Consider the following 23,745-nt stretch of genomic DNA (forward strand, 5'->3'; position numbering starts at 1 on the left):
TCGGCAGGGGAGAGACAGCACATGGCACGGGCACGGATGACGAGGAACCCGCTGACGGCGGCGGCGGTCGTGCTGGCGGTCGCGGCGGCCGGCGCGGCCGCCTGGGGCGGGGTGTCCTGGTACGACGCCTCGCACGACGACGCGGCGACGTACGCGCAGGCCCGCGACGAGGCGCTGGCCGCGGGCGAACAGGCCGTACAGAACATGAACACCCTCGACCACCGGAAGCTGGAGAAGGGCCTCGACAGCTGGGAGGAGTCCACCACCGGCGATCTCCACCAGCAACTCGTGGACGGACGGGCCGCGTTCATCAAGCAGATCCAGGAGGCGAAGACGGTCAGCACGGCCCAGATCCTGTCCGGGTCGGTGACCGAACTCGACGACCGGGCCGGGAAGGCCGGGGTCATGGTGGCGCTGCGGGTCACCGTGACCGCGCCGAAGGGCAAGCCCGCGGTGAAGGAGAGCCGGATGCTCGGCAAGCTCACCCGCACCTCCGAGGGGTGGAAGCTCAGCGCCCTCGGCCAGGCGCCCGTCGGCAACACGGCCGGCTGACGCCACCGCCCCCCACCCCGTCACCGAGAGGACCCCCGGACATGTCGACCACCCGCCATCTGGTCAACCGTCAGCGCCGTCTGGCCACCGTCGCCGCGGAACGCGCCACCTCGGCCGCCCAGGCGCCGGCGCCCGGAACCACGGACGCGCCCCGGGACGAGCCGGCGAGCGGCCCCGCGCCGAAGGACACCGCCCCCGACGACGGGGCCGTGGACGACGACGAGCCGGCGCGGGCCCCGGAGAAGCCGGAACCGCGCGGCGGGCGGACCGCCCGGCTCCGCGTCCGGCTGCCCGCCGTGCTCTGCGCCCTCACCGTCCTGCTCGGCGCCTTCGCCGCCTGGGCGTTCACCTCGGCGGCCGGACTGCGCGACGACCCGTCCCGGCAGAACACCGCCCTCACCGACATCGGCCGCACCAGCGAGGTGAAGGGCCAGATCGCCGACGCAGTCGGCGCGGTGTTCTCGTACAACTACGCCTCGCCCGGCAGGTCCGAGGAGGCGGCCAGGACCCATCTGGTCGGCAAGGCGGTGCAGCAGCACAAGGACATGCTCGCCCAGGTCCGCGCCCAGGGACAGAAGCAGAAGCTCGTGCTGACCACCACCGTCACCGACAGCGGTGTCGAACTCCTGGACGGCGACCGGGCCCGGCTGCTGATCTTCGCCGACCAGAGCAACACCCGCACCGGCAAGTCGGAGGAGACGACCTACGCGGCGGCCATGTTCGCCGTGGACGCCGTCCGCCGCGGCGGCACCTGGCGGATCTCCGCCATGGACACGTTCACCCGATGACCCGGGGGAGAGGGGAGCTGCACGCATGAGGTTCAACGGCACGATGCGCCGCGGACTCGGCGGCACCGCGGCAGCGGTCGCCGTGATGACCGCGCTCACCGCGTCCCAGGCACCGGGACTCGTGGGCCATGACGCGACACCGAAGAAGCCGCACGGGACCGACGAGGTCAGATGGTCGCAGGTGCCCAACGACGACTCGTACCACACCGAACTGCCGCCGCTCCGGTCGCCGGAGCCGCCGAAGGCCGGGGCGAAGCAGAGCCCGGTCGCCGCCCGGTCATGGGCCGAGGCGGGCATCCCGGCCACCGTGCTGGCCGCCTACCGCAGGGCGGAGAGCGCGCTCGGGAAGACCGACCCCGGCTGCCGCCTGCCGTGGCAGCTGCTCGCGGCGATCGGCAAGGTCGAGTCCGGCCAGGCGGCCGGGGGACGGGTCGACGCCCGAGGCACCACGCTCACCCCGATCCTCGGACCGGTCCTCGACGGCAAGGGCTTCGCCGAGATACCCGACACCGACAACGGCGTGTACGACGGTGACCGCACCTACGACCGGGCGGTCGGCCCGATGCAGTTCATCCCCTCCACCTGGGCCCACTGGGGCAAGGACGGCAACGGCGACGGCCGCCGCGATCCGGCCAACATCTACGACGCCGCCCTCGCCGCCGGGTACTACCTCTGCGCCGGGCCGCGCGATCTGTCGGTGAAGGCCGATCTGGACCGGGCGATCCTCAGCTACAACCACTCGGACACCTATCTGCGCACCGTGCTCTCCTGGCTGGAGTTCTACCGCAAGGGCAGCCACCCGGTGGCCGACGGCAAGGGCACCCTGCCCAAGAGCCCCGGCGCGGGCGGCCCGAACGAGCCGAAGCACCCGGTCGGCGGCCCCGGCGCCCCCGGCGGCGGCATCATCGTGGGCCCGCAGCCCGGCGGATCGCCCCGGCCCTCCCCGTCGGCCACCCCCAGGCCCTCCGGGTCGCCGACCGGTTCCCCGGACCCCGCCGGCTCCCCGGACCCCACCGACCCGGGCACCGGATCACCCGACCCGACCGACAGCGGGTCCGCCACCCCGGACCCCGGCACCAGCCCCGACCCCGGCACCTCGGAGCCGGGCACCGGCTGCCCGACCGGCTCGCCGAGCCCGGACCCGAGCGACACGACCGGGCCCACCGAGTCCCCGGAACCCGACCCGACGACCAGCGAGGACCCCTGCGCCACACCGTCTGGCTCAGCGTCCGCCGGCTGACAGCACCTCCGCCAGGTCGTACCGCACCACCTCTTCCAGCTGCGCGTAGGTGCAGCCGGAGGCGGTGCGGTCCGGCCGCCAGCGGCGGAACCGGGTGGTGTGCCGGAACCGGTCGCCCTCCATGTGGTCGTACGCCACCTCGCAGACCCGCTCCGGGCGCAGCGCCACCCACGACTGGTCCTTCTTCCCGGACCAGCGGCTCGGCGTCCCGGGCAGCCGCGCGCGCTCGTGCGCCTCGGCGTCGGCCCAGGCCGCCCATGGGTGATCCGCGAAGTCGACGCGCAGCGGTTCCAGCTCCGCGATCAGCTCCTCCCGGCGCTTCATCGGGAAGGCCGCGCAGACCCCGACGTGCTGGAGCACGCCCCCGGCGTCGTACAGCCCGAGCAGCAGCGAGCCCACGACCGGCCCGTTGCGCTGGAAGCGGTACCCCGCCACCACGCAGTCGGCGGTCCGCTCGTGCTTGATCTTGTACATCACCCGGGTGTCGGGCCGGTACGGCAGACCGAGCGGCTTGGCCACCACACCGTCGAGCCCGGCCCCCTCGTACCGCTCGAACCACTCCTGGGCGAGGGCCGGGTCGGTGGTCGCCGGGGCGAGATGGACCGGGGGCGAGGCCGCGGACAGGGCCGCCTCCAGCACGGCACGGCGCTCGGACTGCCGGGCGGAGAGCAGCGATTGGTCCCCCACCGCCAGGACGTCGAAGGCGATCAGACTCGCCGGTGTCCGCTCGGCGAGCAGCCGCACCCGGGAGTCGGCGGGGTGGATGCGCTCGCTGAGCCGGTCGAAGTCCAGCCGTCCGTCGTGGACGACCACGATCTCGCCGTCGATCACACAGCGCGGCGGCAGATTCTCCCGCACGGCGGTGACTAGCTCGGGGAAGTAACGGGTCAGCTGCTTCCCGGTGCGGCTGCCGATCACCACCTCGTCGCCGTCCCGGTACACGATCGCGCGGAAGCCGTCCCACTTCGCCTCGTACTGCATGCCGGGCGGGATCCTGGCCACGGACTTGGCGAGCATCGGCTTCACAGGAGGCATCACCGGCAGGTCCATGGCCCGATTCTCACCCGCCACCGGGCGCGAGTCTCCCGATATGCGCCATATGGGAGCCCGGCCTACCGTGACCGTCATGGGTGCAGCGGTGAAAGCAGTGGAGCTCGAAGCCGGCGGACGAGCCGTACGGCTCTCCCATCCGGACAAGATCTACTTCCCGGAGAAGGGCTACACCAAGAGGGACGTGGCCGAGTACTTCCTCGCCGTGGGGCCCGGCATCACCCGCGCCCTGCGTGACCGGCCCACCACCCTCCAGCGCTTCGTGGACGGTGTCGAGGGCGAGTTCTTCTACCAGAAACGGGCCCCGAAGAACCTCCCCGACTGGATCCCCACGGCACGGATCGACTTCCCGAGCGGCCGGTCCGCCGACGAGATCTGCCCCACCGAGCCGGCCGCCGTCCTCTGGGCGGCCAACCTCGGCACCCTCACCTTCCACCCCTGGCCGGTCCGCTCCGCCGACACCGACCACCCCGACGAACTGCGCATCGACCTCGACCCGCAGCCCGGAACGGACTACGCCGACGCGGTGCGGGCCGCCCACGAGCTGCGGTCCGTGCTCGACGGCCACGGGCTGCGCGGCTGGCCCAAGACCTCCGGCGGCCGGGGCATCCACGTCTACGTACCGATCGCACCGGAGTGGACGTTCACCGAGGTCAGACGGGCCGCCATCGCCGTCGGGCGGGAACTGGAACGCCGTATGCCGGACCGGGTGACCACGGCCTGGTGGAAGGAGGAGCGCGGCGAGCGGATCTTCGTCGACTACAACCAGACCGCCCGCGACCGCACCATCGCCTCCGCCTACTCCGTGCGCCCCCGGCCCCACGCCCCCGTCTCCGCCCCGCTGCGCTGGGAGGAGGTCGACGACGCCGAACCGCGCGACTTCGACATCAGGACCATGCCGAAGCGCTACGCCGACCTGGGCGACGTGCACGCGGACATGGACGACCACGCCTTCCGGCTCGACGGGCTGCTGGAGCTGGCGGACCGGGACGAGCGGGAGCGCGGACTCGGCGACCAGCCGTATCCGCCGGAGTACCCGAAGATGCCCGGCGAACCGAAACGGGTCCAGCCCAGCCGGGCCCGGCAGGAGGAGGGCACCGGGGGATGAGCGCGCCCGACCCGCGGCCCGCCGCACCGCACGGGGCGCACGGCAGGCCGCCGACGCGTGCCCAGAAATGGGCCGCGTACAAGGACTCGCCGTACTTCCCGGCGGTCGTCCTGGTGTTCATCCTCGCCGCCGCGGCCGGGCTCTTCGCCGGTTCCTACACCTACGCGATGGCCAACCCGACCCCGCACCGGATCCCGACCGCCGTGGTCAGCCACCCGACGACGGAGCGCGGGAAGGCGTTCGTCGCGGGCATGGACAAGGCATTGGACGCCTCCCTCGACATCCATGTGTTCGCGACCGCCTCCCGGGCCCGGGAGGCACTGGACGACCAGGAGGTCTTCGCGATCGTGCGGGTCACGGGCCGCGGTGTCGCGCTGGACGTCGCGAGCGCCTCCGGCGCCGCCGTCGCCCAGCTGCTCACGGAGTCCGCGGCGAAGGTGGGGGCCGAGCTGGGCGAGCCGGTCGCGGTGCGGGACATCAAACCCCTGCAACGCGGCGACCCGCGCGGACTGGCCCTGTTCTACATCTCTCTCGCCGCCGTCATCGTCGGCTTCGTCGGCGCGATCCAGCTGAGCGTGCACGCCCGCGGCCTGAACCCGCTGGAACGGATCGCCTTCACCGTCGCCTACGCCCTGCTCGGTGCCTTCGTCATCGCCGCGGTGGTGGACTGGTGGCTGGGCGCGGTGGACCTGCCGTTCTTCCAGTCCTGGCTGATCCTGGCGTTCACGATGTTCACCTCGGGCATGGTCTTCTCCATGTTCAACACCCTGATGGGCCGCTGGGCGATGCTCCCGACCTGGGGTGTCATGGTGCTCCTGGGGAACCCTTCGTCCGGCGGGGCGGTCTCCTGGCCGCTGCTGCCGTCCGTGCTCGGGCACATCGGACGCTGGCTGCCGCCGGGAGCCTCGGTCAACGCCCAGCACACCGCGGTCTACTACCAGGGCCACCAGCGGCTCTTCCCGTATCTGGTGCTCGGGGTCTGGGCGCTGGTCTCCTGCACGGTGTTCTGGGTGTGGCGCCACCGGCACCCCGGAGGCCGTGACCACATGCCTCAGCACGCGGCCACGGCCACCTGATCCCGCCCGGGGCTACAGCTCCTTGATACGGATGTCGCGGTACGAGACCACGTCCGTGGCGCTGTGGACCTGGAGCCCGATGTAACCGGAGGCGTACCGCCGGCCGTCGGTGCCCGGATCGTCGTCGCGCGGCGGCTCGAAGAACTGGCCGCCGTTGTTGTCGAACTCGTTCAGCAGGACACCGTTGCGGTAGATCGAGTAGTGCTGGTCCACCACCCGGATCTCGTAGTCGTTCCAGGTGCCCTTGGGCGTGACCCCGGCGCCCGCCAGACCGATCCGGTCGAAGCCGTAGACCGAGCCGGTCTTGTACATGTCGCCGTCGGGACGGTCGAGGATCTGCACCTCATGGCCGTACTTGATGGCGACCCACTCGGGGCGCGACTCCTCCGGGTTGTCGTGGACGTTCGGGAAGCGGACGAACACCCCGCTGTTGGCGTTGCCCGAGCCCGGGGCGTCGTCGCGCCACTGGAGCTTGAGCGAGAAGTCGCCGTACTGCCGGCCCGGGAACCAGAGCATGCCCATGCCGTCCACGGCGGAGGAGCTGGTGAGGGTGCCGTCCGGGTTGAGCCCGAACTTGCCGCCGCCGACCTGCTGCCACTTGGCGAAGGACGCCGCCGTGCCGTCGAAGAGCTTCTTGTAGCCCTCGTCCTGGCCCGGGAGCCCGATCCCCGACTGCTTGGCCGCCCGGTAGATCTTCTTCTGCTCGCGGGCGTCGATCACCCCGGCGGCGAGCAGCTTGTCGAGGACACCGTCGACGTGCTTGAGGAACAGCGCGTGCGACGACCAGTCCTTCTCGTCCTCGATCAGCTCGTTGATTGTGCAGCGGTTGCCCGTGATCCGGTTGGGGACCCCGGTGTCGACCGTGCCGACGATCACGGTGAGCCGCTCGTCGAACTCCGGACAGTTCGGAGCCGGTACGCCTCCGCTCTCCGCGACGGTGAACGACACCTGCTTCGCGACGGAGGTGTTGCCGGCCTTGTCGGTCGCCCGGTGGGCCACGGTGTGATAGCCGACGCGGTCGACGATCACGGTGCCGGTGTACGCGAGGTACGGGCCGCCGTCGAGCGAGTACTCGACCTTGTCCACGCCCGACTCGGCGTCGGTCGCCGTGACGGTCACCCTGGCGCTGGTGATGTAGGCGTTGTCGGAGTTCTTGGCGCCCTCCACCTTCGCCGAGGTCTCCGGCGGGGTCTTGTCCTGCGTCGGGGGCGCGACGACGGTGAAGTCGACCGACTTCTCGGCCGAGGTGTTGCCCGCCCTGTCGGTGGCCCGGTAGCGGACCTGGTGGTCGCCGGTCCCGTGCACCATCACCGGTGCGGTGTACGGCTGCCAGGCGCCGTCCGCCCCGAGCGCGTACTCGATGGTGTTGACGCCGGACCCGGTGTCGGAGGCGGTCACGGTGACCGTCGCCATGCCCAGGTAGCGCCCCTGGCCGTCCTTCTCGCCGGACACCGTCGCGGAGGTCTCCGGCGGCGTCCCGTCGTCCGTGGGCGGTGCGGCGACGGTGAAGTCGACGGACTTCTCGGCCGAGGTGTTGCCCGCCTTGTCGGTGGCCCGGTAGCGGATGGTGTGCGTCCCGACCTCGCCGACCACGACCGGCGCGGTGTACGGCTGCCAGGCGCCGTCCGCGCCCACCGCGTACTCCACGGTGTCGACGCCGGAGCCGTCGTCGGTGGCCGAGACGGTGACCGTCGCCTGGCCGATGTACGCGCCGTCGGCGTTCTTGTCGCCGTCCACCGCGACGGAGGTGCCGGGCGCCGTGGTGTCCTCGCCGCCACCGCCGTCGGTCACCACGAGGATGCCCTGCATCGCCTCGTGCCCCGGCATGGTGCAGTGGTAGAAGTACCGGCCGGGGGAGAGCGTGACCTCGGCGGTGTGCTTGCCGCCCTGGTCGTCACCCGGGTTGGCCAGGATGTTCAGCGTGACGTCGTCGTTGAACTCCGGGTCCGAGACGCCGAACGTGAGGGTGTGCGGCATCCCCGTGGTGTTCCCGGTCGCCGCGCTGTTCTCGAAGACGATGGTCGCCTTGCCCGCCACCGCGGTCTTCGGGGCGGAGAGATAGTGGTCGATGGGGTCGCCCGCGGTCCAGGTGAGGACCTGGTCGGCCGCCGCGCCCGAGGAAGCCGCCGTGCGGCCGTACGCCGCCGTCGACGTCAGCCCCAGCACCATCAGGAACGAACCCAGCAACGCGAGCCACAGCCGGGCGGGCCGGCCGCGCTTTCGTGAGAGAACCGGACGATGTCTCACCGTACCGCCGCCTTCCTGGCCAGGTCCCCGGCGGCCGGGGTCGGGCCGCCGCCCTTGTACGTCACGCGCCACAGCGCGGACTTGGAGTCGGAGGTGAAGAAGCCGCGCCCGTAGTCCAGGACGTACAGCGAACCGTCCGGGGCGAACTTCCAGTCCATCAGGTTGCGGATGCCGTCCGCTCCGACGGGGATGATCTTCCGCAGCGACTCGGCGTGCGTCGGCAGACCGCCCTTGCCGACCGTCCTCGGGTCGGTGAGTACGGCGTGCCGGGGCTGGGTGTCGTCGTAGAAGTCACCGACGAACCACTTGCCGTCCCAGTAGGAGGGCCACTTGTCGGCGCTGGTGCTCGCCGCGTCGTACCGGTAGACCGGGCCGTTCATCGTGGCCTGGCCGCCGCCCTTGAGCCACGGCAGCAGCTCCTTCTGGTCCTCGACCTTGTAGCTCGGGATGCCGTTCGCGTCGCGCGGGTAGTCCACGCCACCGCCCTGCGGCGAGTACCAGATGGTGTTGGAGGTGACCGGCGGCAGGTTCACCAGACCGTCGTTGTTCGGCGACTCGTTCTTCGGGTGGTCGCAGTCGTACCAGCCCAGCGGCTTGGCGGGGTCGGGCAGATTGCGGTCCCGGTAGGGCTGCTTGTTGCCCATGCAGTACGGCCAGCCGTGGTTGCCCGCCTTGGTGATCGCGGCGAACGTGTCGTACTTGGCCGGGCCCCAGGTGGTGGAGGGGGCGCCCGCGTCGGGGCCGACCCAGCCCGCGTACAGCGTGTCCGTCGACTTGTCGATGGAGATCCGGGCCGGGTTGCGCACGCCCATCACATAGATCTCGCCACGGGTCTTGCCACCGCCCTCGTCGGGCTCCTTGCCGGTGAAGAGGTTGCCCTCGGGCAGGGTGTAGGTGCCGTCGTCCTCCGGGTGGATCCGGAGGATCTTCCCGTTCAGGTTGTTCGTGTTGCCCGCGGTGCGGCGGGCGTCGGCGAACGAGACGCCCTTGTAGTTCGGCTGCGGGTTGTTGCCGGAGTAACCGTCGCTGAAACCGGAGGAGTTGTTGTCACCGGTCGCGATGTACAGATTGCCCTTGGAGTCCCAGGCCATCCCGCCGCCCGCGTGGCAGCAGCTGTGGACCTGGACGGGCCAGTGCAGCAGCACCTTCTCCGAGGACAGGTCCAGCTTGTCGGTGGCCAGGTCCAGGGTGAAGCGGGAGACCTGACGCACCGCCATCTGCTTGTCGCGGTCGAGCTTGGCGTGCGGGGTGTAGTGCAGATACACCCAGCCGTTCTTCTCGAAGTCCGGGTCGAGCTCGATGCCGAGCAGTCCCTCCTCGACCTTGACCAGCTCGTCGCCGCCGCCCTTGTTGCCGAAGACCGTCAGCTCACCGGCGAGGGTCACCTTTCGGGTCTTCGGGTCGTAGACATGGATCTGCCCCTGGCCCTTGCCGACGTCCGGGTCGTTCCAGTCGGTCACCACCGGCCTGCTGCTGTCGGCGCCGCCGCGGCCGATGTACAGCACCCGGCCGTCGGGGGCGGTGACCAGGCCGTGCGGTTCGCCGATCTGGTCGTTGAGGCCCGGCTGGTTGGGCTGGGTGACCCGCTCGGCCTTGTAGTTGGAGTCGATCGTGGCCTTGCAGTCGGCCTGCGAGATCCGGGTCGTCCAGTCCAGCGCGCCGCGCAGGTGGTCACGGAAGTCGGTCTCCGCGAAGCTGTCGGCCGTGCCGCCCATCGCGGTGTAGAAGGAGCGGCCGCCGTCGTAGTCGCGGCACCAGGAGACCGGGTGGTCCCAGCCGTTGGCGCTCGCGCCCGGCTTGTAGGTGATCTCGCGGACGCGGGCCACGGTGTGCACGTCGCCGGACGGGTTCTTCGTCCAGTTCAGCCACTTGTCGGGGCGCTTCCACTCCAGCGGGAGGTTCTTGGTCGCCGGATGCTGCCGGTCCCCGACCTCGACCGTCGCCCGCTGCACGGCGGTCGGGCTGTCCGCCGCCGGGCGGGCGCCGACCAGGCCGGTGAACCAGTCCGAGTACGGTTCGGTGCGTGCGGCGTCGTGGATGCCGAGGAAGCCGCCGCCGGCCTCCATGTACGCCTCCAGACCGGCCTCCTGCTCCGGGTCGAGGACGTCCCCGCCGCCGGTCAGGAAGACCACGGCGTTGAAGGTGCCGAGCCGCTTGGCCTTGGTGAAGACCGCGGGGTCGTCGGTGGCGACGGTCTTGAACCGGCCGGACTCCGGCCCCGTGAGGCCGATCTTCTCGATGGCCGCGATTCCGGCGTCGACGGTCGGGGACTCCTCGGTCGCCGAGGCGTGGAACACCAGCACCTTGACATCGGCGCCACCCGGCGGCGACGGGAGGGACAACGTTGTCGCCCGAGCGCCGGGCGGTTCCGGATAGGGCTTGGCGTCGGCCGTGCCGGCGCCGAGCAGGGAAGCGGTCAGTGCGCCGGCCGCGAGGCCCGCCGCGAGGCCGCGTCGCGATCTGGACCTGTGATGTGGTGTGCGCTGCATGTGGTCACCCACCCCTCTTTGGTCACTGCAACAGCGCATGAAGCTAGACCTCTTTTCGCGGTCCGCCAATAGCTATGGCGGCAATTGCACGAACTTTGTCCTGACTGTGGATAAACGGGGTTCCTCCGGCTACGGTGTGGGCCGTCCGGGGCGGGTCGACGCTCCGAATCCCGTGGCCCAGTGGGGAGTTCGGCATGGACAGAAGGAGCTTCAACCGAAGGATGCTGGTCGGCGGCGGAGTGGCGGCCGCGACCGGACTGACATCGTTGTCCCTCGGTTCGATCGACGCCAGCTCGGCGGAACCGTCCCTGGCCACCGCCCCGGCGGGCGGGGCGGTCCGCCATCTCAAGCTGTACGCGGAGAAACTGGCGGACGGTCAGATGGGGTACGGCCTGGAGAAGGGGAAGGCGTCGGTCCCCGGCCCGCTCATCGAGATGAACGAGGGCGACACCCTGCACATCGAGTTCGAGAACACGGCCGACGTACCGGTCAGCCTGCACGCGCACGGCGTCGACTTCGACATCGCGAGCGACGGCACCCGGATGAACAGGAGCATCGTCGAACCCGGCGACACCCGTACGTACACCTGGCGCACCCATGCCCCCGGCCGGCGCAAGGACGGCACCTGGCAGCCGGGCAGCGCGGGCTACTGGCACTACCACGACCACGTCGTCGGCACGGACCACGGCACCGGCGGCATCCGCAAGGGTCTCTACGGTCCGCTCGTCGTCCGGCGCAAGGGCGACATCCTGCCGGACAAGACGATCACGATCGTCTTCAACGACATGACGATCAACAACAAGGCGGCCCACGAGAGCCCGAACTTCGAGGCCACGGTGGGGGACCGACTCGAAGTCGTCATGATCACGCACGGCGAGTACTACCACACCTTCCACATCCACGGTCATCACTGGGCGGACAACCGGACCGGGCTGCTCACCGGCCCCGACGACCCGAGCCGGGTGATCGACACGAAGATCGTCGGCCCGGCGGACTCCTTCGGCTTCCAGGTCATCGCGGGTGAACACGTGGGCGCGGGCGCCTGGATGTACCACTGCCATGTGCAGAGCCACTCCGACATGGGCATGGCCGGGCTGCTGCTGGTCGCCAAACCGGACGGCACCGTGCCGGGGTACGAGCCGCACGACATGAAGGCGCACGGCAAGGAGGCTCCGGGGAAGGCGACTCCGGGCGGGGCGGCTCAAGGCGGGGCGGCTCAAGGCGGGGCGGCTCAAGGCGGGGCCGGGCGCGGGAAAGCGGCGCCCTCCGGGGAGGCCCCCGCGAAGAGCGCGGCCGCGCACGACCCACAGGCGCACGGGGCCTGACCCCGCGGGTCCGCGGGCACCGACGCCGCCGGGCCGTACGTCCCGACGGCGTCAGCCCTCCCGCGCCCCGGGCACCGTCGCCGAGGCCCCCGGCGGCGTCCCGCCGGACCCGGCCGTCGCGGGTGTGGCGTCGGCTCCGCCGGTTCCGTCCGCCCGATCGGTGCCGTCCGTCGCGGGGGCGGCGTCGGTCGTCGGGGTGGCGTCGGTCCCGTCGGTCCCGTCCGCCCCGGCGGCTCCGTCGGTTCCGTCCGCCTCGCCGGTCCCGTCAGTCCCGCCGGTCCCGGCCGTCTCGGCGGCGCCGTCCGTCGTGGGGGTGGCCTCTGTCGTGGTCGGCGCTGTCGCCAGGCGCAGTTGTTCCTCCTCGACGATGCGCCGGGCCAGGGCGCCGTCCGACACGTCCACGGCATCCGGGGTCGTCTCGGCGACATCGCTGCGCCGTGCGTAGAGGTCGAACAGCCGCTCCTTGCGGGCCAGGATGTCCAGCATCCGTTCGTCGACGCTGTCGGCGACGAGGAGCCGGTGCACCTGGACGGTCCGTATCTGCCCCATCCGGTGGGCGCGGGCCACCGCCTGGTGCTCCATCGTCGGCTTGATCTGCGGTTCGCAGAGGATGACGACCGACGCCGACTGCATGTTCAGCCCGACCCCGCCCGCCTGGATCTGGCTGAGCAGTACGGCGTGGCCGTCCACGGCACCGAAGTCGTCGATCAGCTGCTGGCGGCGGGGGGCCGGAACGCTTCCCGAGAGCGGGCCGAACACGGGTGAATCCAGGGCCTGTCCGACGGTGTGGAGCACCTCGCGGAAGTAGGAGAACACCACGACCTTCAGGCCGTTGCCCGCGGCCTCGGCCACCAGCTCGCGCAGCCGGTTCAGCTTCGCGGACGTGGCGGGCCGGGCGTACGCCGCCCGGCGCATCCGCATGAACTGCCCGGCCTCCACCGCCTCGCGGTAGGCGGCGAGATCGTCCGGGCTGAACCGCTCCCACTCGTCGACCTGCACCAGCGCCGGGAGTTCGGTCAGCACATCCACCTGGTTGCGCCGCAGATAGGCCGGGGCGACCGCCCTGCGGAAGGCGAGCGAACCGGCGGCCCCATGGGTGGTGTGTATCGAAGGGGCCAGCTCCGGCTGGAGATGGCGGACCAGGCTGCGGAACTCCTCGACCCGGTTCTCCATGGGCGTGCCGGTCAGGAACAGCACCCGTTCGGTGTGCTGCGTCCAGCCGGACACCGCCCGGGAGCGGCGGGTGGCGGGGTTCTTGACGTAGTGGGCCTCGTCGACCACCAGCATGCCGGGCCGCACCCCGCAGTCCACGGCGGACGGCAGCGTGTGGAGCGCGTCGAACGTGGTGAGGGCGACGCCTCCTTCGCGGCTCCACGCGTCGAAGGCGGACTGCCGCTCCGGGCCGTGCACCGGCAGGGTGCGCAGGGTCGAGCGGGCGCGGATCTCGCGCGCCCAGTTGATCAGCACGCTCGCCGGGCAGACCACCAGGAAGTGGGTCTCGCCCCGCGCCGAGAGGTGCGCGAGCGCGGCGATGGCCTGGACGGTCTTGCCGAGCCCCATCTCGTCGCCGAGGATCACCCGCTTCTGCGCGAGCGCGAACCGGGCGCCGAAGGACTGGTAGCCGCGCAGCGAGACCCGCAGCTGGGCGTCGTCCAGCCGCAGGCCGCGGACCCGGTCCGCCATCCCGGACGGCAGGAACCCCTCGGCCGCGTCCCGGTCGGGACCGGCACCGGACATCTCGGCGAGCAGGCTGTAGTACTCGGCGGACCGCAGCTCGAAATCCACCCAGGCCGCGACGTCCGACTCGGGGGCCCGCAGCAGGTCGACCGAGACCTGCCCGAACAACAGGGGCAGTTCGCGCTCCTCCGCCTCGACGACGGCGGTGTGCACCTCGGCGACGGCCTCCAGCGCCCGGGAGCGGGCCTGCCGTCCGGTGAACAGCATGCGCAGCCGCCCGCGCGCCGGTCCGGCCGCCTCCAGCAGGGGTTCGAGCCGGCCGGCGAGCCGGCCCGCCGCGTCCACCGCCCGCCGGACGTCGGGACCGGCGTCGACCAGTCGGTGCAGCGCGATGACCAGCGCGGTCGTGGACTCGTCGGGGGCGTCCACGTCTATCCGGACCGCGACCGTCTCCCGTACCGCGTGGGCGATCTGCGCGGCCGCGGCCAGCACCTGGTCGGCGGTCTGCGCGCCGACCCCGGGGATCTGCCGCAGCTCGTAGCGGCTGGTCTCGTGGACCTGGCCGACGGTCGTGAAACCGGCCTGTTCGACCGCGCCGAGCCGCAGCCTGCCCTCGGTGACGTCCTTCAGCCGGGAGGCCGGGATGGCGGCGAGCTCCCGGCGGACCAGGGCGTCGAGCAGCGGATCCAACGCGGTGTGCACGGCGCCGACCGCGCGGGAGTGGTCGGCCAGGACCGTGCGCGCGGTCGCCAGCAGCCGTTCGGCCCGCGTCAGCAGCTCCCGGGCGGCCCTTCCCGTGTGCGTCCCGTCCGCCGTCGGCCCGGCCTGTGTCATGTACGTCCCTCTGTCCGCGCAGCCCCGCTGCCGCCCTGCCCGGCACCAGCCCCGGACGGCTCCTATCGTGCCACGCGGCACCGACAGTCCGGCTGCTCAGGGAGCGGGCGGCCGACGTTCGGCGGGGGAGAGCAGCAGGACCTCCAGCGCCCGTGCGCAGGAACGGGCCTGTGCGAGGAACCAGCCAATGCGGGCGTCCGTGATCACGGCCGGTGTGGCCCGGACCGCCAGGGCGAAGCGGGCATGACCGGCGCCGTCCAGGACCGGGACCGCCAGGGTCCGCACCCCGTGGGCCGACTCGCCGTCGTTGAGCGCGTACGCATCGGCCCGGACCTTCGCCAACTCAACCTCCAGCGCCGCCGGTTCGACGATCGTGCGGTCGGTGAACGCGGGCAGCGGAGGCAGCGAGGCGGGCCCGCCCTCGCCCGGCCGCGCCCAGGCCAGCAGGACCTTGCCGAGCGCGGTGGAGTGCAGCGGCCTGCGCAGCCCGACCTTCGGCGTGACCGAACCGCCCGCGACGATCACCGCGTGGGGGCCGCTGCGCAGCGCCAGGTCGGCGGTGGCGCCGGTGCGCTCGGCGAGATCGGTCAGCTCGGGGGCGGCGAGATGCAGGCCCCGCTGGTGGTACGAGAGCCTGCCCAGCTCGGTCACGGCGGGGCCCAGCCGGTAGCGGGAGGTGCGGGGGTCCTGTTCCAGGAAGCCCGCGGCGAGCAGGGTGCGGGCCAGCCGGTGCGCCGTGGAGACGGAGAGCCCGAGACGGCGGGCGAGGTCGGAGGCGCTGAGGTCGGGGCCGTTGTCGTGGAAACAGTGCAGGACGTCCAGGGCGCGCCGGACCGCCTGCGCGCCTGCGGGGGCGGGCGCCGCCGCGGCCTCGGTCATATCGGTCCACACTCCGCTCATGAGGGGATGGGCATGGCATGTGCTTGCCACATTACGGGAGTGGGGAGGGTGCGGAACGCCGTGGTGAAACACTGTGTTCACACTGAATCCCACATCATGGGAAGCGAGTTGTGGGACGGCCTCGGCGCGTGGCAGTCTCGGCGCGTCATCACCGACGAGCTGAAGGGAGCAGTGCCATGGCCGGACGCCGAACCGCGCCCCCCGCCCACGCCGCTCCGGTCCCGCTCGCCCTGACACTGCGCCGTCACATCGACCTCGCGCGGGTCTCCAGCTCCGCCTGTCGCTGACACCCCCCTTTCTCCCGCGTTCCCCACGCGCCCCCTGTTGCCCTCCGCCGCGGCCGGGGCCCTCGGCCGTACCCGGTGACCGCATCCCGGCGTACCCCGCACCCACTCCGTTTCGCCGACCCCTCGGGAAGACCCCCATGACGCATGCCGTCCTGCCACGGACACTCTGGTTCACCCGCTGCCCCGTCCCCACCGCGACCGGCATCGCCGCCGACCGCCGGTGGCTCACCGAGGAGTTCGCCCCCGACGGCATCACGGTGCGCTCCCTCCAGGACGCGGCGCCCGGCGCCGACCGGGCCGCCCACTTCACCCACGCCCTGCCGGGCCTGTTCCGCGAGGGCGGCAACGTGCCCGCCCTGTGGGCCCGGTCGCGCGGGGAGCGGACCCGGCTGATCGGACTCACCTGGATCGAGGAGCGGCAGACCGTACTCGTCCGCCCTGGCTCCGGGATCCGGGGAGCGGCGGCCCTGCGCGGACTGCGGCTCGCCGTTCCGGTGCACGCCCTCGCCATCGACTTCTGGCGGGCCATGGCGCTGCGCGGCTTCGAGGGCGCGCTCGCCTCCGCCCGGCTCGCCCCGGAAGACGCCGCGTTCGTCGACGTACCCGCCGCCGGACACCCGGGCCAGTGGGCCGCCGAGCTGGCGGCGCTGCGGCGCGGTGACGTCGACGCCGTGTACGTGAAGGGCGCGCTCGCCGTCGAGGCCGCCCGGCGCGAGGGCGCGGAGGTCGCCGTCGAACTCGACGAACTGGCCGACCGCCGGTTCCGGATCAACAACGGCACCCCGCGCCCCATCACCGTCCACCAGCAGCTCCTCGACGACCACCCCGGCCTCGTCGACCGCTTCCTCGCCGTCCTGCTCCGGGCAGCGGACTGGGCCACCGGACAGCCCGCCGAGGTCGCCCGCATCCTCGGCGCCGAGACCGGCGCGGGCGCCGACGGCGTCGCCGGGGCCTACCGGCCCGGCACCCATCTCGCCCTCCACCCCGGTCTCTCCCCGGACCGCCTGGCCCTGCTCGCCGAGCAGGAAGCCGCACTGCGCGCCCACGGCTTCCTGCCCGAACCCGTCGACATCACGGCCTGGGCCGACCCCGAGCCGCTGCGCCGCGCCACCGCGCTGGCCGCCTCCCGCCCCGTCCACCGCGTCCCTTCCCCCGAGTTGTGAGGTCTCCGACACCATGAACCCGTCCCGACCACTGCGCACGGCCGCCGCCGCGCTGCTCACGGCCACCGCGCTCCTCGCCCTCACCGCCTGCGGCTCCTCCGAGGCCGACAGCGGCGGCCGGGGCGCCGGGGGCACGGTGGACATCCGTATCCCCGACCCCGGGAACTCCGGTGTCCTCGCCCTCGGCAAGAAGGACGGCAGCCTCGACAAGGCGCTCGCGAAGGTCGGCGCCACCGTGCGCTGGACCGGCAGCGCGGGCCCCTTCGCCCCCGCGGCCCAGGCGATGAACGCCGACCAGCTGGACATCGCCACCGGCTCCATCACCTCCGGGATCACCTCGCTCGCCCAGCGCCCCGGCTTCAAGTTCTTCACCGCGGTCGCCCCGGACGCGGCCGGTGAGGGCATCCTCGTCAAGAACGGCTCCGGCATCACGTCGGTCAAGGACCTCGTCGGCAGGAAGGTCGCCGTCAACCAGGGCGGCACCGGCGAGTACCTGCTGCTCAAGGCGCTCGCCAAGGCCGGCGTCCCCGCCGACGCGGTCGAGCGGGTCTATCTGCGGCCCGACCAGACGGCCGCCGTCTTCAACGCGGGCAAGGTCGACGCCTGGGCCGTCTGGGCGACCTACGCCGTGGCCGAGATCGGCGGCGGCAAGGCCCACTTCGTCGCCGACGGCGCCGCGATCGGGTCCGACAACTACAGCCTCAACGCCGTGCGCACCGGCTTCGCCGAGCAGCACCCCGCGATCGTCGAGGCGCTCTACCGCTACCTCCACGACGCCAGCGTCAAGGAGAAGCGCGACCCCGCCGCGTACCTCAACGTCTTCACGGACGTCGGACCGACCGCCGTCACCGGCAAGGCGAAGGAGGTCCAGACCGCGTTCACCCGCGAGGGCGGCACGGTCGACCCCATCACGGCCGAGGACATCGAGCGCTTCGAGGCCGTCGCCGGTTTCTACGCCGAGCAGAAGGTCACCACGGAGAAGGTCGACGTCGCCGCCCACCTCCTCGACATCGGGAAACTGAAATGAGCGACGCCGCCCCGTACCCGGGCCTCGTCCGGCCCCGCCCCCAGCGGCGCAAGGCCCGCGGCCGGACCTGGTCCACGACCGTCCGGGCCCTCGGCCCCCTCGCCCTCCTCGCCCTGTGGTGGGCGGCCTCCGCCACCGGGGTCCTCACCCCCGACGTCCTCGCCTCGCCCGCCGGAGTACTGCGCGCGGTGGGGGAGCTGTGGGGCAACGGACAGCTGCCCGACGCACTCACCACCTCCCTCACCCGCTCCGGCCTCGGCCTCCTCATCGGGCTCGCCGCCGGACTGGTCCTCGGCATCACCACCGGATTCACCCGCCTCGGCGACGAACTCCTCGACTCCTCCCTCCAGACCCTGCGCACCATCCCGTTCCTCTCCCTGGTGCCCCTGTTCATGGTCTGGTTCGGGATCAACGAGACCGCGAAGATCCTCCTCATCGCCGTCGCCACCACCTTCCCCATGTACGTCTCGACGTCGAGCGGGGTGCGCGACACCGACCCCAAACTCGTCGAGGCCATGCGCAGCTTCGGCATGGGCCGGTTCGCCCTGGTGCGCGAGGTCGTCCTGCCCGGGGCCCTGCCGTCCCTGCTCGCCGGGCTGCGGCTCTCCATGACCCTCAGCGTCATCGCCCTGATCGCCGCGGAGGAGATCAACGCGACGGCCGGAATCGGCTATCTGATGTCCCAGGCGCAGAGCTACGCCCGCACCGACATCCTCGCCGTCTGCATCCTCGTCTACGGGCTCCTCGGCCTCACCGCCGATGCCGTCGTACGGCTGCTGGAGCGCGTACTGATGCCCTGGCGCACCCCCCGGGGAGCCACCCGATGACCGACCCGACTCCCCGGCCGGCGGTACGGGTGCGCGCACTGCGCCGCGCGTTCGGCGACCGCACCGTGCTCGACGGCCTCCGACTCGACATCGCACGGGGCGAGTTCGTCGCCCTGCTCGGTGCGAGCGGAAGCGGCAAGACGACCCTGCTCCGCATCCTGGGCGCCCTCGACGGCGCCGACGGCGGAGAGGTCCTCGTCCCCGAGGCCCGCACCGTCGTCTTCCAGGAACCCCGCCTCGTACCGTCGAAGAAGGTCCTCGCCAATGTGACGGTGGCCCTGCCGCGCGGCCGCTCCGGAGACGGGCTGCGGGCCCTGGCCGAAGTCGGCCTCGAACGGCACGCCGATGCCTGGCCCGCCACCCTCTCCGGCGGCGAGGCCCAGCGCGTCGCCCTCGCCCGCGCACTGGTCCGCGAACCCGAACTGCTCCTGCTCGACGAGCCGTTCGCCGCACTCGACGCCCTGACCCGGCTCCGGATGCAGGACCTGGTGGGCGAGCTGTGCCGCAGGCACCGGCCCGCCGTCCTCCTCGTCACCCACGACGTGGACGAGGCCGTACGGCTCGCCGACCGGGTCGCCGTGCTGCGCGACGGACGGCTGGTCACCGACGAGCCCGTCACCGTCGACCGGCCACGCGACCCCGGCGACCCCGCCTTCGGCGCGCTGCGCCGACGGCTCCTGGACGACCTCGGGGTCGAGACGGCCCCGCATCCCGCACAGTCCCCCGTACGTACCGAAGTCGGAGTGATCTGAATGACCATCACCATCGGTGTGCACAGCAGCAATCCGTCCCTCTACCACCTCTCCCGGCTCGGCATCGCCCAGGAGGAACTGGCCCCGCTCGGCGAGACCGTCGTCTTCCACCCGTACACCAACGGGGTCCGCACCGGCGAACTCCTCAGCCGGGGCGTCATCGACTTCGGCGGCACCGGCTCCACCCCGCCGGTCACCGCCCAGGCCGCCGGCCACGACATCGTGTACACCGCCGTCTCCGCGCCGCGCCCCGGACACGGCGCGCTGCTCGTCCCGGAGGACAGCCCCGTGCGCACGGTCGCCGACCTCAAGGGCGCCACCGTCCACCTCGCGATCGGCTCCTGGCAGACCCACCTGATCGCCAAGGCGCTCGACGACGCCGGACTCTCCTACGCCGACGACATCACCCCGGTCCGCAGCACCGACGACAGCGAGGAGCTGCTGCGCACCGGCGCCGTCGCCGCCTGGGTGGCCCAGGGCGCCCAGCTCGCCGCCGCCCGACGCACCGGCGGTCTGCGCGTCCTGGTCCGCACCGGGGACCTCATCAGCGACCGTTCCGTCTTCTTCGCCCGCCGCGACCTCGCCGAGAGCCGCCCCGAGGTGATCGAGGCGCTCACCCGCGCCCTGCGGCGCGCCGACGCGTGGGCGGCGGCCAACCCCCGCCGGGCGGCCGAGATCGCCGCCGCCGACCTCGGTGGATCCGCCGACGACTGGGAGACCGCGCTGCGCGCCCTGCCCTGGACGATCGAGCCCGTCAGCGACGCGTTCATCGCCGAGCAGCAGGAGGCGGCCGACATCTTCCACCGCACCGGCTTCATCGACCGCCCGGTCACCGTCGCCGACGCGCTGGCCGGTGCCGGTGCGGACAAGGCGGCATGACGACATGGCGACCGAAGTCCTCTGGTACATCATCCCGCGCGAAGGCGCCTACCCCTGGGAGCCCGAAGGGCGGCGGCCGGTCGACCTCGGCTACCTCGTCCAGCTCGCGGGCACCGTCGAACGCCTCGGCTACAGCGGTGCGCTGCTCGCCACCGACCTGTACGACGTCTGGCCGCTCGGCAGCGCGCTGGCGGCCTCCACCAGCACCCGGTTCAAGCCCCTGCTGGCGGTCCATCCCGGTCTGATCGCGCCCACCCTGCTGGCCAAGACGGCCCTGAGCTTCGACCACCTCTTCGGCGGCCGGCTCCGCTTCAACGTCGTCAACGGCTCGACGAAGTCGCTCCAGGAGTACGGACTCCACGTGGAACACGACGAGCGGTACGAACTGAGCGCCGAGTACTGGTCGATCGTCAAACGGCTCACCGCCGGCGAGGTCTTCGACCACCGGGGCCGCTTCTACGATCTGAGGAACGCGGGCGCGTCCCTCAGGGAGCTGACACCGGTCCAGGAGCCGCACATCCCGCTGTGGTTCGGCGGCTCGTCCGACCCCGGCATCGAGATGGCGGCCGAGCACGTCGACGTCTTCCTCACCTGGGGCGAACCCCCGCACCTGCTCAAGGAGAAGCTGGACCGGGTCAGGGAGCGGGCCGCCGCGTACGGCCGGACGCTCAGGATCGGGCTCCGCCTCCACCTCATCGTCCGCGACACGGAGGACGAGGCATGGGCGGCGGCCGACCGGCTCCTCGACGTGACGAGCGCGGCCACGTACGCCCGGCAGCTCGGCGACCGGGCGGGCGAGGACGGGGTGGGCTGGCAGCGCCAGTTCCGCCAGCACGGCGGCAGGGTTCCCGCGCATGCCCGGGAGCTGGAGACGCACCCCAACATGTGGCCGGGCATGAGCCTGTTCCGCCCCGGTCCGGGCACCGCGGTCGTCGGCTCGACGGCCCAGGTCGTCGAGCGTCTCGCGGAGTTCCAGGACCTGGGCGTCGACACCTTCATCCTCTCCGGCAACCCGCTGCTGGAGGAGGCCTACCGGGTGGCCGAGACGGTGCTCCCGGCCCTGGGGATCACACGCTGACCCCGGCCGGGGAGCGGGAGCGTACGGGTCGGCGGCCCCGCTCCCCGGCGGGCGTGCGTGCCGGGCACCGCACGGCAGGCGGCAGTCCGAAGACGGGGCCCGGCCCGGTCCCGGCCACGAGGGTGCCGCAGAGCTGACCGGAAGTCATCGGCGCGCCGCATTGATGGCGCGTTGATCAGTCGTTTATCGCGACCGGGCACTGTGGACCGCATGCTGATCAACACCGTGACCGACCCCGCTCTCGCCTGGCAGGAGACAGCGCTGTGCGCCCAGGCGGGGCCCGAGTTCTTCTTCCCGGCCCCCGGCAGCTCGACCCGTGAGGCCAAGCAGCTCTGCAACGCCTGCGAGGGGCGCGAGGCCTGTCTGGAATACGCCCTCGCCAACGACGAGCGTTTCGGCGTCTGGGGCGGACTGTCCGAAAAGGAGCGGGAGCGGCTGCGCAGAGCCGACCGCGCGTAGCCCGTCCCCACGCGCTGCGGGCGCGCGGGGACGGGCCGTACCGGCCACGGCGCGGCGTGCCGTGCCGCAGGGCGGCTCGCCCCGGGAACCGCGGCGCCGGGCGGCGGGGCGTGCGGCGGGCGGCCGACGTCCGGGACCGGGGGCCGTATCAGGACGGCCGGCCCGGCCTGGGACGATGTCCGGATGAACGATCACGACCGGGACGATCTGCTCGCGACGGCGGTGCGGCTGCGCACCGAGGGCCGTCAGGAGGAGGCACGGCAGCGGCTGCTGACCCTCGCCGCCGCGCTCCCCGAGGACGCGGAGATCGCGTACCAGACGGCCTGGGCCCACGATGTGCTCGGCCTGGAGGCCGAGGCGGTGCCCTTCTACGTACGCTCCCTGGCCGGGACCGGGCTGTCGGAGGAGGACCGCAGGGGCGCTCTGCTCGGGCTGGGCAGCACCTATCGGGTGCTCGGGCGGTACGAGAAGGCCGTCGAGGTGCTGCGCGGCGGGGCCGAGGAGTTCCCCGGTGACGGTGCGCTGCGGACGTTCCTCGCGATGGCTCTCTTCAATACCGGCGAGCACCACGAGGCCATGCGGCTGCTGCTGGAACTGCTCGCGTCCGGCAGCACCGATCCGTCCGTGCATGAGTACCGGGCGGCGATCGAGTACTACGCGCGGGACCTGCACGCGACGGTGTGAGACCGGTCGGCGCCCCCGGTCCGCAGGGCGGAGCGCCGCGACGGCGCCCCTCTCCCCTCCGGCGGACCGGCGGCCTCCGGGGCCGTCAGGCCCCGGCGCGCGCCGCCATCCGCGCCTTGCGCGCCGCCAGCTTCTCGTCGAACTTCGACGCCTCGCTGTCCAGGCCGCCCATGTACAGCCCCAGTTCCTCCTGCGCCTTCAGGCCCTCGGGGCCCAGGCCGTCGATGGAGAGGACCTTCAGGTAGCGCAGCACGGGCTGGATCACGTCGTCGTGGTGGATGCGCATGTTGTAGATCTCGCCGATCGCCATCTGCGCGGCGGCCCGCTCGAAGCCCGGCATGCCGTGACCGGGCATCCGGAAGTTGACGACGACGTCGCGCACGGCCTGCATCGTCAGGTCGGGCGCCAGCTCGAAGGCCGCGCCGAGGAGGTTGCGGTAGAAGACCATGTGCAGGTTCTCGTCGGTCGCGATCCGCGCCAGCATGCGGTCGCAGACCGGGTCGCCCGACTGATGGCCGGTGTTGCGGTGCGAGACGCGGGTGGCCAGCTCCTGGAACGCCACATACGCCACGGAGTGCAGCATCGAGTGGCGGTTGTCCGACTCGAAGCCCTCCGCCATGTGCGCCATCCGGAACTGCTCCAGCTTGTCCGGGTCGACCGCCCGCGACGTGAGCAGGTAGTCACGCATCACGATGCCGTGCCGGCCCTCCTCCGCCGTCCAGCGGTGCACCCAGGTGCCCCAGGCGCCGTCACGGCCGAAGAGGGAGGCGATCTCGTGGTGGTAGCTGGGGAGGTTGTCCTCGGTCAGCAGGTTCACCACCAGGGCGATCTTGCCGATGTCGGTGACCTTGGACTGGTCGGCCTGCCAGGCCTCGCCGTCCTCGAAGACGCCGGGGAAGTTCCGTCCGTCGGAGAACGGCACGTACTCGTGGGGCATCCAGTCCTTGGCGACCTTGAGATGGCGGTTGAGCTCCTTCTCCACCACCTCTTCCAGGGCGTACAGCAGCTGGGCGTCGGTCCACGCCTTGGGGCTGCCGAGGTGGGGAGCGGTGATCGTCACGGGGACTCCTGGGGACGGGAGAATTACCTACGGATACGTAGGTTACGAGACCGTAGGTTAAAGCGGAGGTAAGCCCACCGCCAACCCGGTCGCCCCGATGCCCGGTTACGTAACGTTATGCGTGGGGGTGTGGCCCGCCTCCGAACCGCCGTGCCTCCGGTGACGGACGGTGGGCGCCGGGACCGGCCGGCCCCCGGCCGCGGGGCGCTCTGAGCTGTCGGCGTACTCGGAGCGGACGCGTGG

At 72.2% G+C, this 23,745-nt stretch carries 21 protein-coding genes; 15 read left to right on the plus strand and 6 right to left on the minus strand.

Annotated elements, in window-relative coordinates:
• The first annotated feature begins 21 nt into the window (after positions 1 to 21).
• Genes ACFVFH_RS22135 through ACFVFH_RS22145 form a run of 3 tightly spaced genes read left to right on the plus strand, consistent with a single transcriptional unit; the run spans position 22 to position 2,580 of the window.
• On the plus strand, positions 22 to 552 hold the full coding sequence (locus tag ACFVFH_RS22135) for a hypothetical protein (RefSeq protein WP_383771383.1): 531 nt from the start codon (positions 22 to 24) through the stop codon (positions 550 to 552).
• A 41-nt stretch (positions 553 to 593) separates the two neighbouring features.
• Positions 594 to 1,340 carry a hypothetical protein gene (locus tag ACFVFH_RS22140; RefSeq protein ID WP_383771386.1) on the plus strand — a complete coding sequence of 249 codons (747 nt, stop codon included), beginning with the start codon at positions 594 to 596 and terminating at the stop codon, positions 1,338 to 1,340.
• A 25-nt stretch (positions 1,341 to 1,365) separates the two neighbouring features.
• Positions 1,366 to 2,580 carry a lytic murein transglycosylase gene (locus tag ACFVFH_RS22145; RefSeq protein ID WP_383771389.1) on the plus strand — a complete coding sequence of 405 codons (1,215 nt, stop codon included), beginning with the start codon at positions 1,366 to 1,368 and terminating at the stop codon, positions 2,578 to 2,580.
• On the opposite strand, the gene ACFVFH_RS22150 is transcribed toward ACFVFH_RS22145, so the two are convergent.
• On the minus strand, positions 2,563 to 3,630 hold the full coding sequence (locus ACFVFH_RS22150) for an ATP-dependent DNA ligase (RefSeq protein ID WP_383771392.1): 1,068 nt from the start codon (positions 3,628 to 3,630) through the stop codon (positions 2,563 to 2,565). The two genes, ACFVFH_RS22145 and ACFVFH_RS22150, sit on opposite strands and share 18 nt — an antisense overlap.
• Before the next feature lie 97 nt (positions 3,631 to 3,727).
• On the opposite strand from ACFVFH_RS22150, the gene ligD reads away from it, so the two are divergent.
• Together ligD and ACFVFH_RS22160 are read left to right on the plus strand one after the other, a co-directional pair.
• On the plus strand, positions 3,728 to 4,738 hold the full coding sequence (gene ligD, locus ACFVFH_RS22155; RefSeq protein ID WP_383771555.1) for a non-homologous end-joining DNA ligase: 1,011 nt from the start codon (positions 3,728 to 3,730) through the stop codon (positions 4,736 to 4,738).
• On the plus strand, positions 4,735 to 5,814 hold the full coding sequence (locus ACFVFH_RS22160) for an ABC transporter permease (RefSeq protein ID WP_383771395.1): 1,080 nt from the start codon (positions 4,735 to 4,737) through the stop codon (positions 5,812 to 5,814). The genes ligD and ACFVFH_RS22160 overlap by 4 nt, the downstream gene beginning before the upstream one ends.
• 12 nt (positions 5,815 to 5,826) lie before the next feature.
• Here the strand turns inward: ACFVFH_RS22160 and ACFVFH_RS22165 are convergent, their stop codons facing one another.
• Positions 5,827 to 7,983 carry an OmpL47-type beta-barrel domain-containing protein gene (locus ACFVFH_RS22165; RefSeq protein ID WP_383771557.1) on the minus strand — a complete coding sequence of 719 codons (2,157 nt, stop codon included), beginning with the start codon at positions 7,981 to 7,983 and terminating at the stop codon, positions 5,827 to 5,829.
• A 74-nt stretch (positions 7,984 to 8,057) separates the two neighbouring features.
• Complete coding sequence (locus tag ACFVFH_RS22170; RefSeq protein ID WP_383771398.1) at positions 8,058 to 10,550, minus strand: ThuA domain-containing protein; 2,493 nt, start codon at positions 10,548 to 10,550, stop codon at positions 8,058 to 8,060.
• Between the two features lie 194 nt (positions 10,551 to 10,744).
• On the opposite strand from ACFVFH_RS22170, the gene ACFVFH_RS22175 reads away from it, so the two are divergent.
• Positions 10,745 to 11,875 carry a multicopper oxidase domain-containing protein gene (locus ACFVFH_RS22175; protein ID WP_383771400.1) on the plus strand — a complete coding sequence of 377 codons (1,131 nt, stop codon included), beginning with the start codon at positions 10,745 to 10,747 and terminating at the stop codon, positions 11,873 to 11,875.
• A 51-nt stretch (positions 11,876 to 11,926) separates the two neighbouring features.
• On the opposite strand, the gene ACFVFH_RS22180 is transcribed toward ACFVFH_RS22175, so the two are convergent.
• Positions 11,927 to 14,386 (minus strand): DEAD/DEAH box helicase, encoded by a 2,460-nt coding sequence (locus ACFVFH_RS22180; protein WP_383771403.1) that lies wholly within the window; start codon positions 14,384 to 14,386, stop codon positions 11,927 to 11,929.
• A 96-nt stretch (positions 14,387 to 14,482) separates the two neighbouring features.
• Positions 14,483 to 15,265: an IclR family transcriptional regulator gene (locus tag ACFVFH_RS22185; protein ID WP_383771559.1), complete on the minus strand. Its 783-nt coding sequence runs from the start codon at positions 15,263 to 15,265 to the stop codon at positions 14,483 to 14,485.
• Positions 15,266 to 15,462: 197 nt separating this feature from the next.
• On the opposite strand from ACFVFH_RS22185, the gene ACFVFH_RS22190 reads away from it, so the two are divergent.
• The 9 genes from ACFVFH_RS22190 (at position 15,463) to ACFVFH_RS22230 (ending at position 22,442) form a co-directional block, all read left to right on the plus strand.
• On the plus strand, positions 15,463 to 15,573 hold the full coding sequence (locus ACFVFH_RS22190) for a putative leader peptide (RefSeq protein WP_383771406.1): 111 nt from the start codon (positions 15,463 to 15,465) through the stop codon (positions 15,571 to 15,573).
• A 137-nt stretch (positions 15,574 to 15,710) separates the two neighbouring features.
• Positions 15,711 to 16,736 (plus strand): ABC transporter substrate-binding protein, encoded by a 1,026-nt coding sequence (locus ACFVFH_RS22195; protein ID WP_383771409.1) that lies wholly within the window; start codon positions 15,711 to 15,713, stop codon positions 16,734 to 16,736.
• Between the two features lie 13 nt (positions 16,737 to 16,749).
• Positions 16,750 to 17,763, plus strand: coding sequence for an NrtA/SsuA/CpmA family ABC transporter substrate-binding protein (locus ACFVFH_RS22200; protein ID WP_383771411.1), 1,014 nt, complete (start codon positions 16,750 to 16,752; stop codon positions 17,761 to 17,763).
• Positions 17,760 to 18,590, plus strand: coding sequence for an ABC transporter permease (locus ACFVFH_RS22205; RefSeq protein ID WP_383771413.1), 831 nt, complete (start codon positions 17,760 to 17,762; stop codon positions 18,588 to 18,590). Before ACFVFH_RS22200 ends, ACFVFH_RS22205 begins: the two co-directional genes overlap by 4 nt.
• A complete protein-coding gene (locus ACFVFH_RS22210; RefSeq protein ID WP_383771415.1) occupies positions 18,587 to 19,342 on the plus strand; it encodes an ABC transporter ATP-binding protein in 756 nt (251 codons plus the stop codon). The genes ACFVFH_RS22205 and ACFVFH_RS22210 overlap by 4 nt, the downstream gene beginning before the upstream one ends.
• Positions 19,343 to 20,221 carry an ABC transporter substrate-binding protein gene (locus ACFVFH_RS22215; protein ID WP_383771417.1) on the plus strand — a complete coding sequence of 293 codons (879 nt, stop codon included), beginning with the start codon at positions 19,343 to 19,345 and terminating at the stop codon, positions 20,219 to 20,221.
• A 4-nt stretch (positions 20,222 to 20,225) separates the two neighbouring features.
• Positions 20,226 to 21,299 (plus strand): LLM class flavin-dependent oxidoreductase, encoded by a 1,074-nt coding sequence (locus tag ACFVFH_RS22220; RefSeq protein WP_383771419.1) that lies wholly within the window; start codon positions 20,226 to 20,228, stop codon positions 21,297 to 21,299.
• Positions 21,300 to 21,509: 210 nt separating this feature from the next.
• Positions 21,510 to 21,758 (plus strand): WhiB family transcriptional regulator, encoded by a 249-nt coding sequence (locus ACFVFH_RS22225; RefSeq protein ID WP_383771421.1) that lies wholly within the window; start codon positions 21,510 to 21,512, stop codon positions 21,756 to 21,758.
• A 183-nt stretch (positions 21,759 to 21,941) separates the two neighbouring features.
• Complete coding sequence (locus ACFVFH_RS22230; protein WP_383771423.1) at positions 21,942 to 22,442, plus strand: tetratricopeptide repeat protein; 501 nt, start codon at positions 21,942 to 21,944, stop codon at positions 22,440 to 22,442.
• An 85-nt stretch (positions 22,443 to 22,527) separates the two neighbouring features.
• Here ACFVFH_RS22230 and ACFVFH_RS22235 read toward each other — a convergent pair whose 3' ends face one another.
• Positions 22,528 to 23,502: an acyl-ACP desaturase gene (locus ACFVFH_RS22235; protein WP_344510534.1), complete on the minus strand. Its 975-nt coding sequence runs from the start codon at positions 23,500 to 23,502 to the stop codon at positions 22,528 to 22,530.
• Positions 23,503 to 23,745 lie beyond the last annotated feature (243 nt).

Source organism: Streptomyces sp. NPDC057697 (assembly GCF_042799335.1).
In the GTDB taxonomy this organism is placed as follows: domain Bacteria; phylum Actinomycetota; class Actinomycetes; order Streptomycetales; family Streptomycetaceae; genus Streptomyces.

Bases quoted from the DNA above. Each gene is read 5' to 3' on its own strand.
- ACFVFH_RS22135 (WP_383771383.1), top strand. From the start codon at position 22: ATGGCACGGGCACGGATGACGAGGAACCCGCTGACGGCGGCGGCGGTC.
- ACFVFH_RS22140 (WP_383771386.1), top strand. From the start codon at position 594: ATGTCGACCACCCGCCATCTGGTCAACCGTCAGCGCCGTCTGGCCACC.
- ACFVFH_RS22145 (WP_383771389.1), top strand. From the start codon at position 1,366: ATGAGGTTCAACGGCACGATGCGCCGCGGACTCGGCGGCACCGCGGCA.
- ACFVFH_RS22150 (WP_383771392.1), bottom strand. From the start codon at position 3,630: ATGGACCTGCCGGTGATGCCTCCTGTGAAGCCGATGCTCGCCAAGTCC.
- ACFVFH_RS22160 (WP_383771395.1), top strand. From the start codon at position 4,735: ATGAGCGCGCCCGACCCGCGGCCCGCCGCACCGCACGGGGCGCACGGC.
- ACFVFH_RS22165 (WP_383771557.1), bottom strand. From the start codon at position 7,983: ATGGTGCTGGGGCTGACGTCGACGGCGGCGTACGGCCGCACGGCGGCT.
- ACFVFH_RS22170 (WP_383771398.1), bottom strand. From the start codon at position 10,550: ATGCAGCGCACACCACATCACAGGTCCAGATCGCGACGCGGCCTCGCG.
- ACFVFH_RS22175 (WP_383771400.1), top strand. From the start codon at position 10,745: ATGGACAGAAGGAGCTTCAACCGAAGGATGCTGGTCGGCGGCGGAGTG.
- ACFVFH_RS22180 (WP_383771403.1), bottom strand. From the start codon at position 14,386: ATGACACAGGCCGGGCCGACGGCGGACGGGACGCACACGGGAAGGGCC.
- ACFVFH_RS22185 (WP_383771559.1), bottom strand. From the start codon at position 15,265: ATGACCGAGGCCGCGGCGGCGCCCGCCCCCGCAGGCGCGCAGGCGGTC.
- ACFVFH_RS22190 (WP_383771406.1), top strand. From the start codon at position 15,463: ATGGCCGGACGCCGAACCGCGCCCCCCGCCCACGCCGCTCCGGTCCCG.
- ACFVFH_RS22195 (WP_383771409.1), top strand. From the start codon at position 15,711: ATGACGCATGCCGTCCTGCCACGGACACTCTGGTTCACCCGCTGCCCC.
- ACFVFH_RS22200 (WP_383771411.1), top strand. From the start codon at position 16,750: ATGAACCCGTCCCGACCACTGCGCACGGCCGCCGCCGCGCTGCTCACG.
- ACFVFH_RS22205 (WP_383771413.1), top strand. From the start codon at position 17,760: ATGAGCGACGCCGCCCCGTACCCGGGCCTCGTCCGGCCCCGCCCCCAG.
- ACFVFH_RS22210 (WP_383771415.1), top strand. From the start codon at position 18,587: ATGACCGACCCGACTCCCCGGCCGGCGGTACGGGTGCGCGCACTGCGC.
- ACFVFH_RS22215 (WP_383771417.1), top strand. From the start codon at position 19,343: ATGACCATCACCATCGGTGTGCACAGCAGCAATCCGTCCCTCTACCAC.
- ACFVFH_RS22220 (WP_383771419.1), top strand. From the start codon at position 20,226: ATGGCGACCGAAGTCCTCTGGTACATCATCCCGCGCGAAGGCGCCTAC.
- ACFVFH_RS22225 (WP_383771421.1), top strand. From the start codon at position 21,510: ATGCTGATCAACACCGTGACCGACCCCGCTCTCGCCTGGCAGGAGACA.
- ACFVFH_RS22230 (WP_383771423.1), top strand. From the start codon at position 21,942: ATGAACGATCACGACCGGGACGATCTGCTCGCGACGGCGGTGCGGCTG.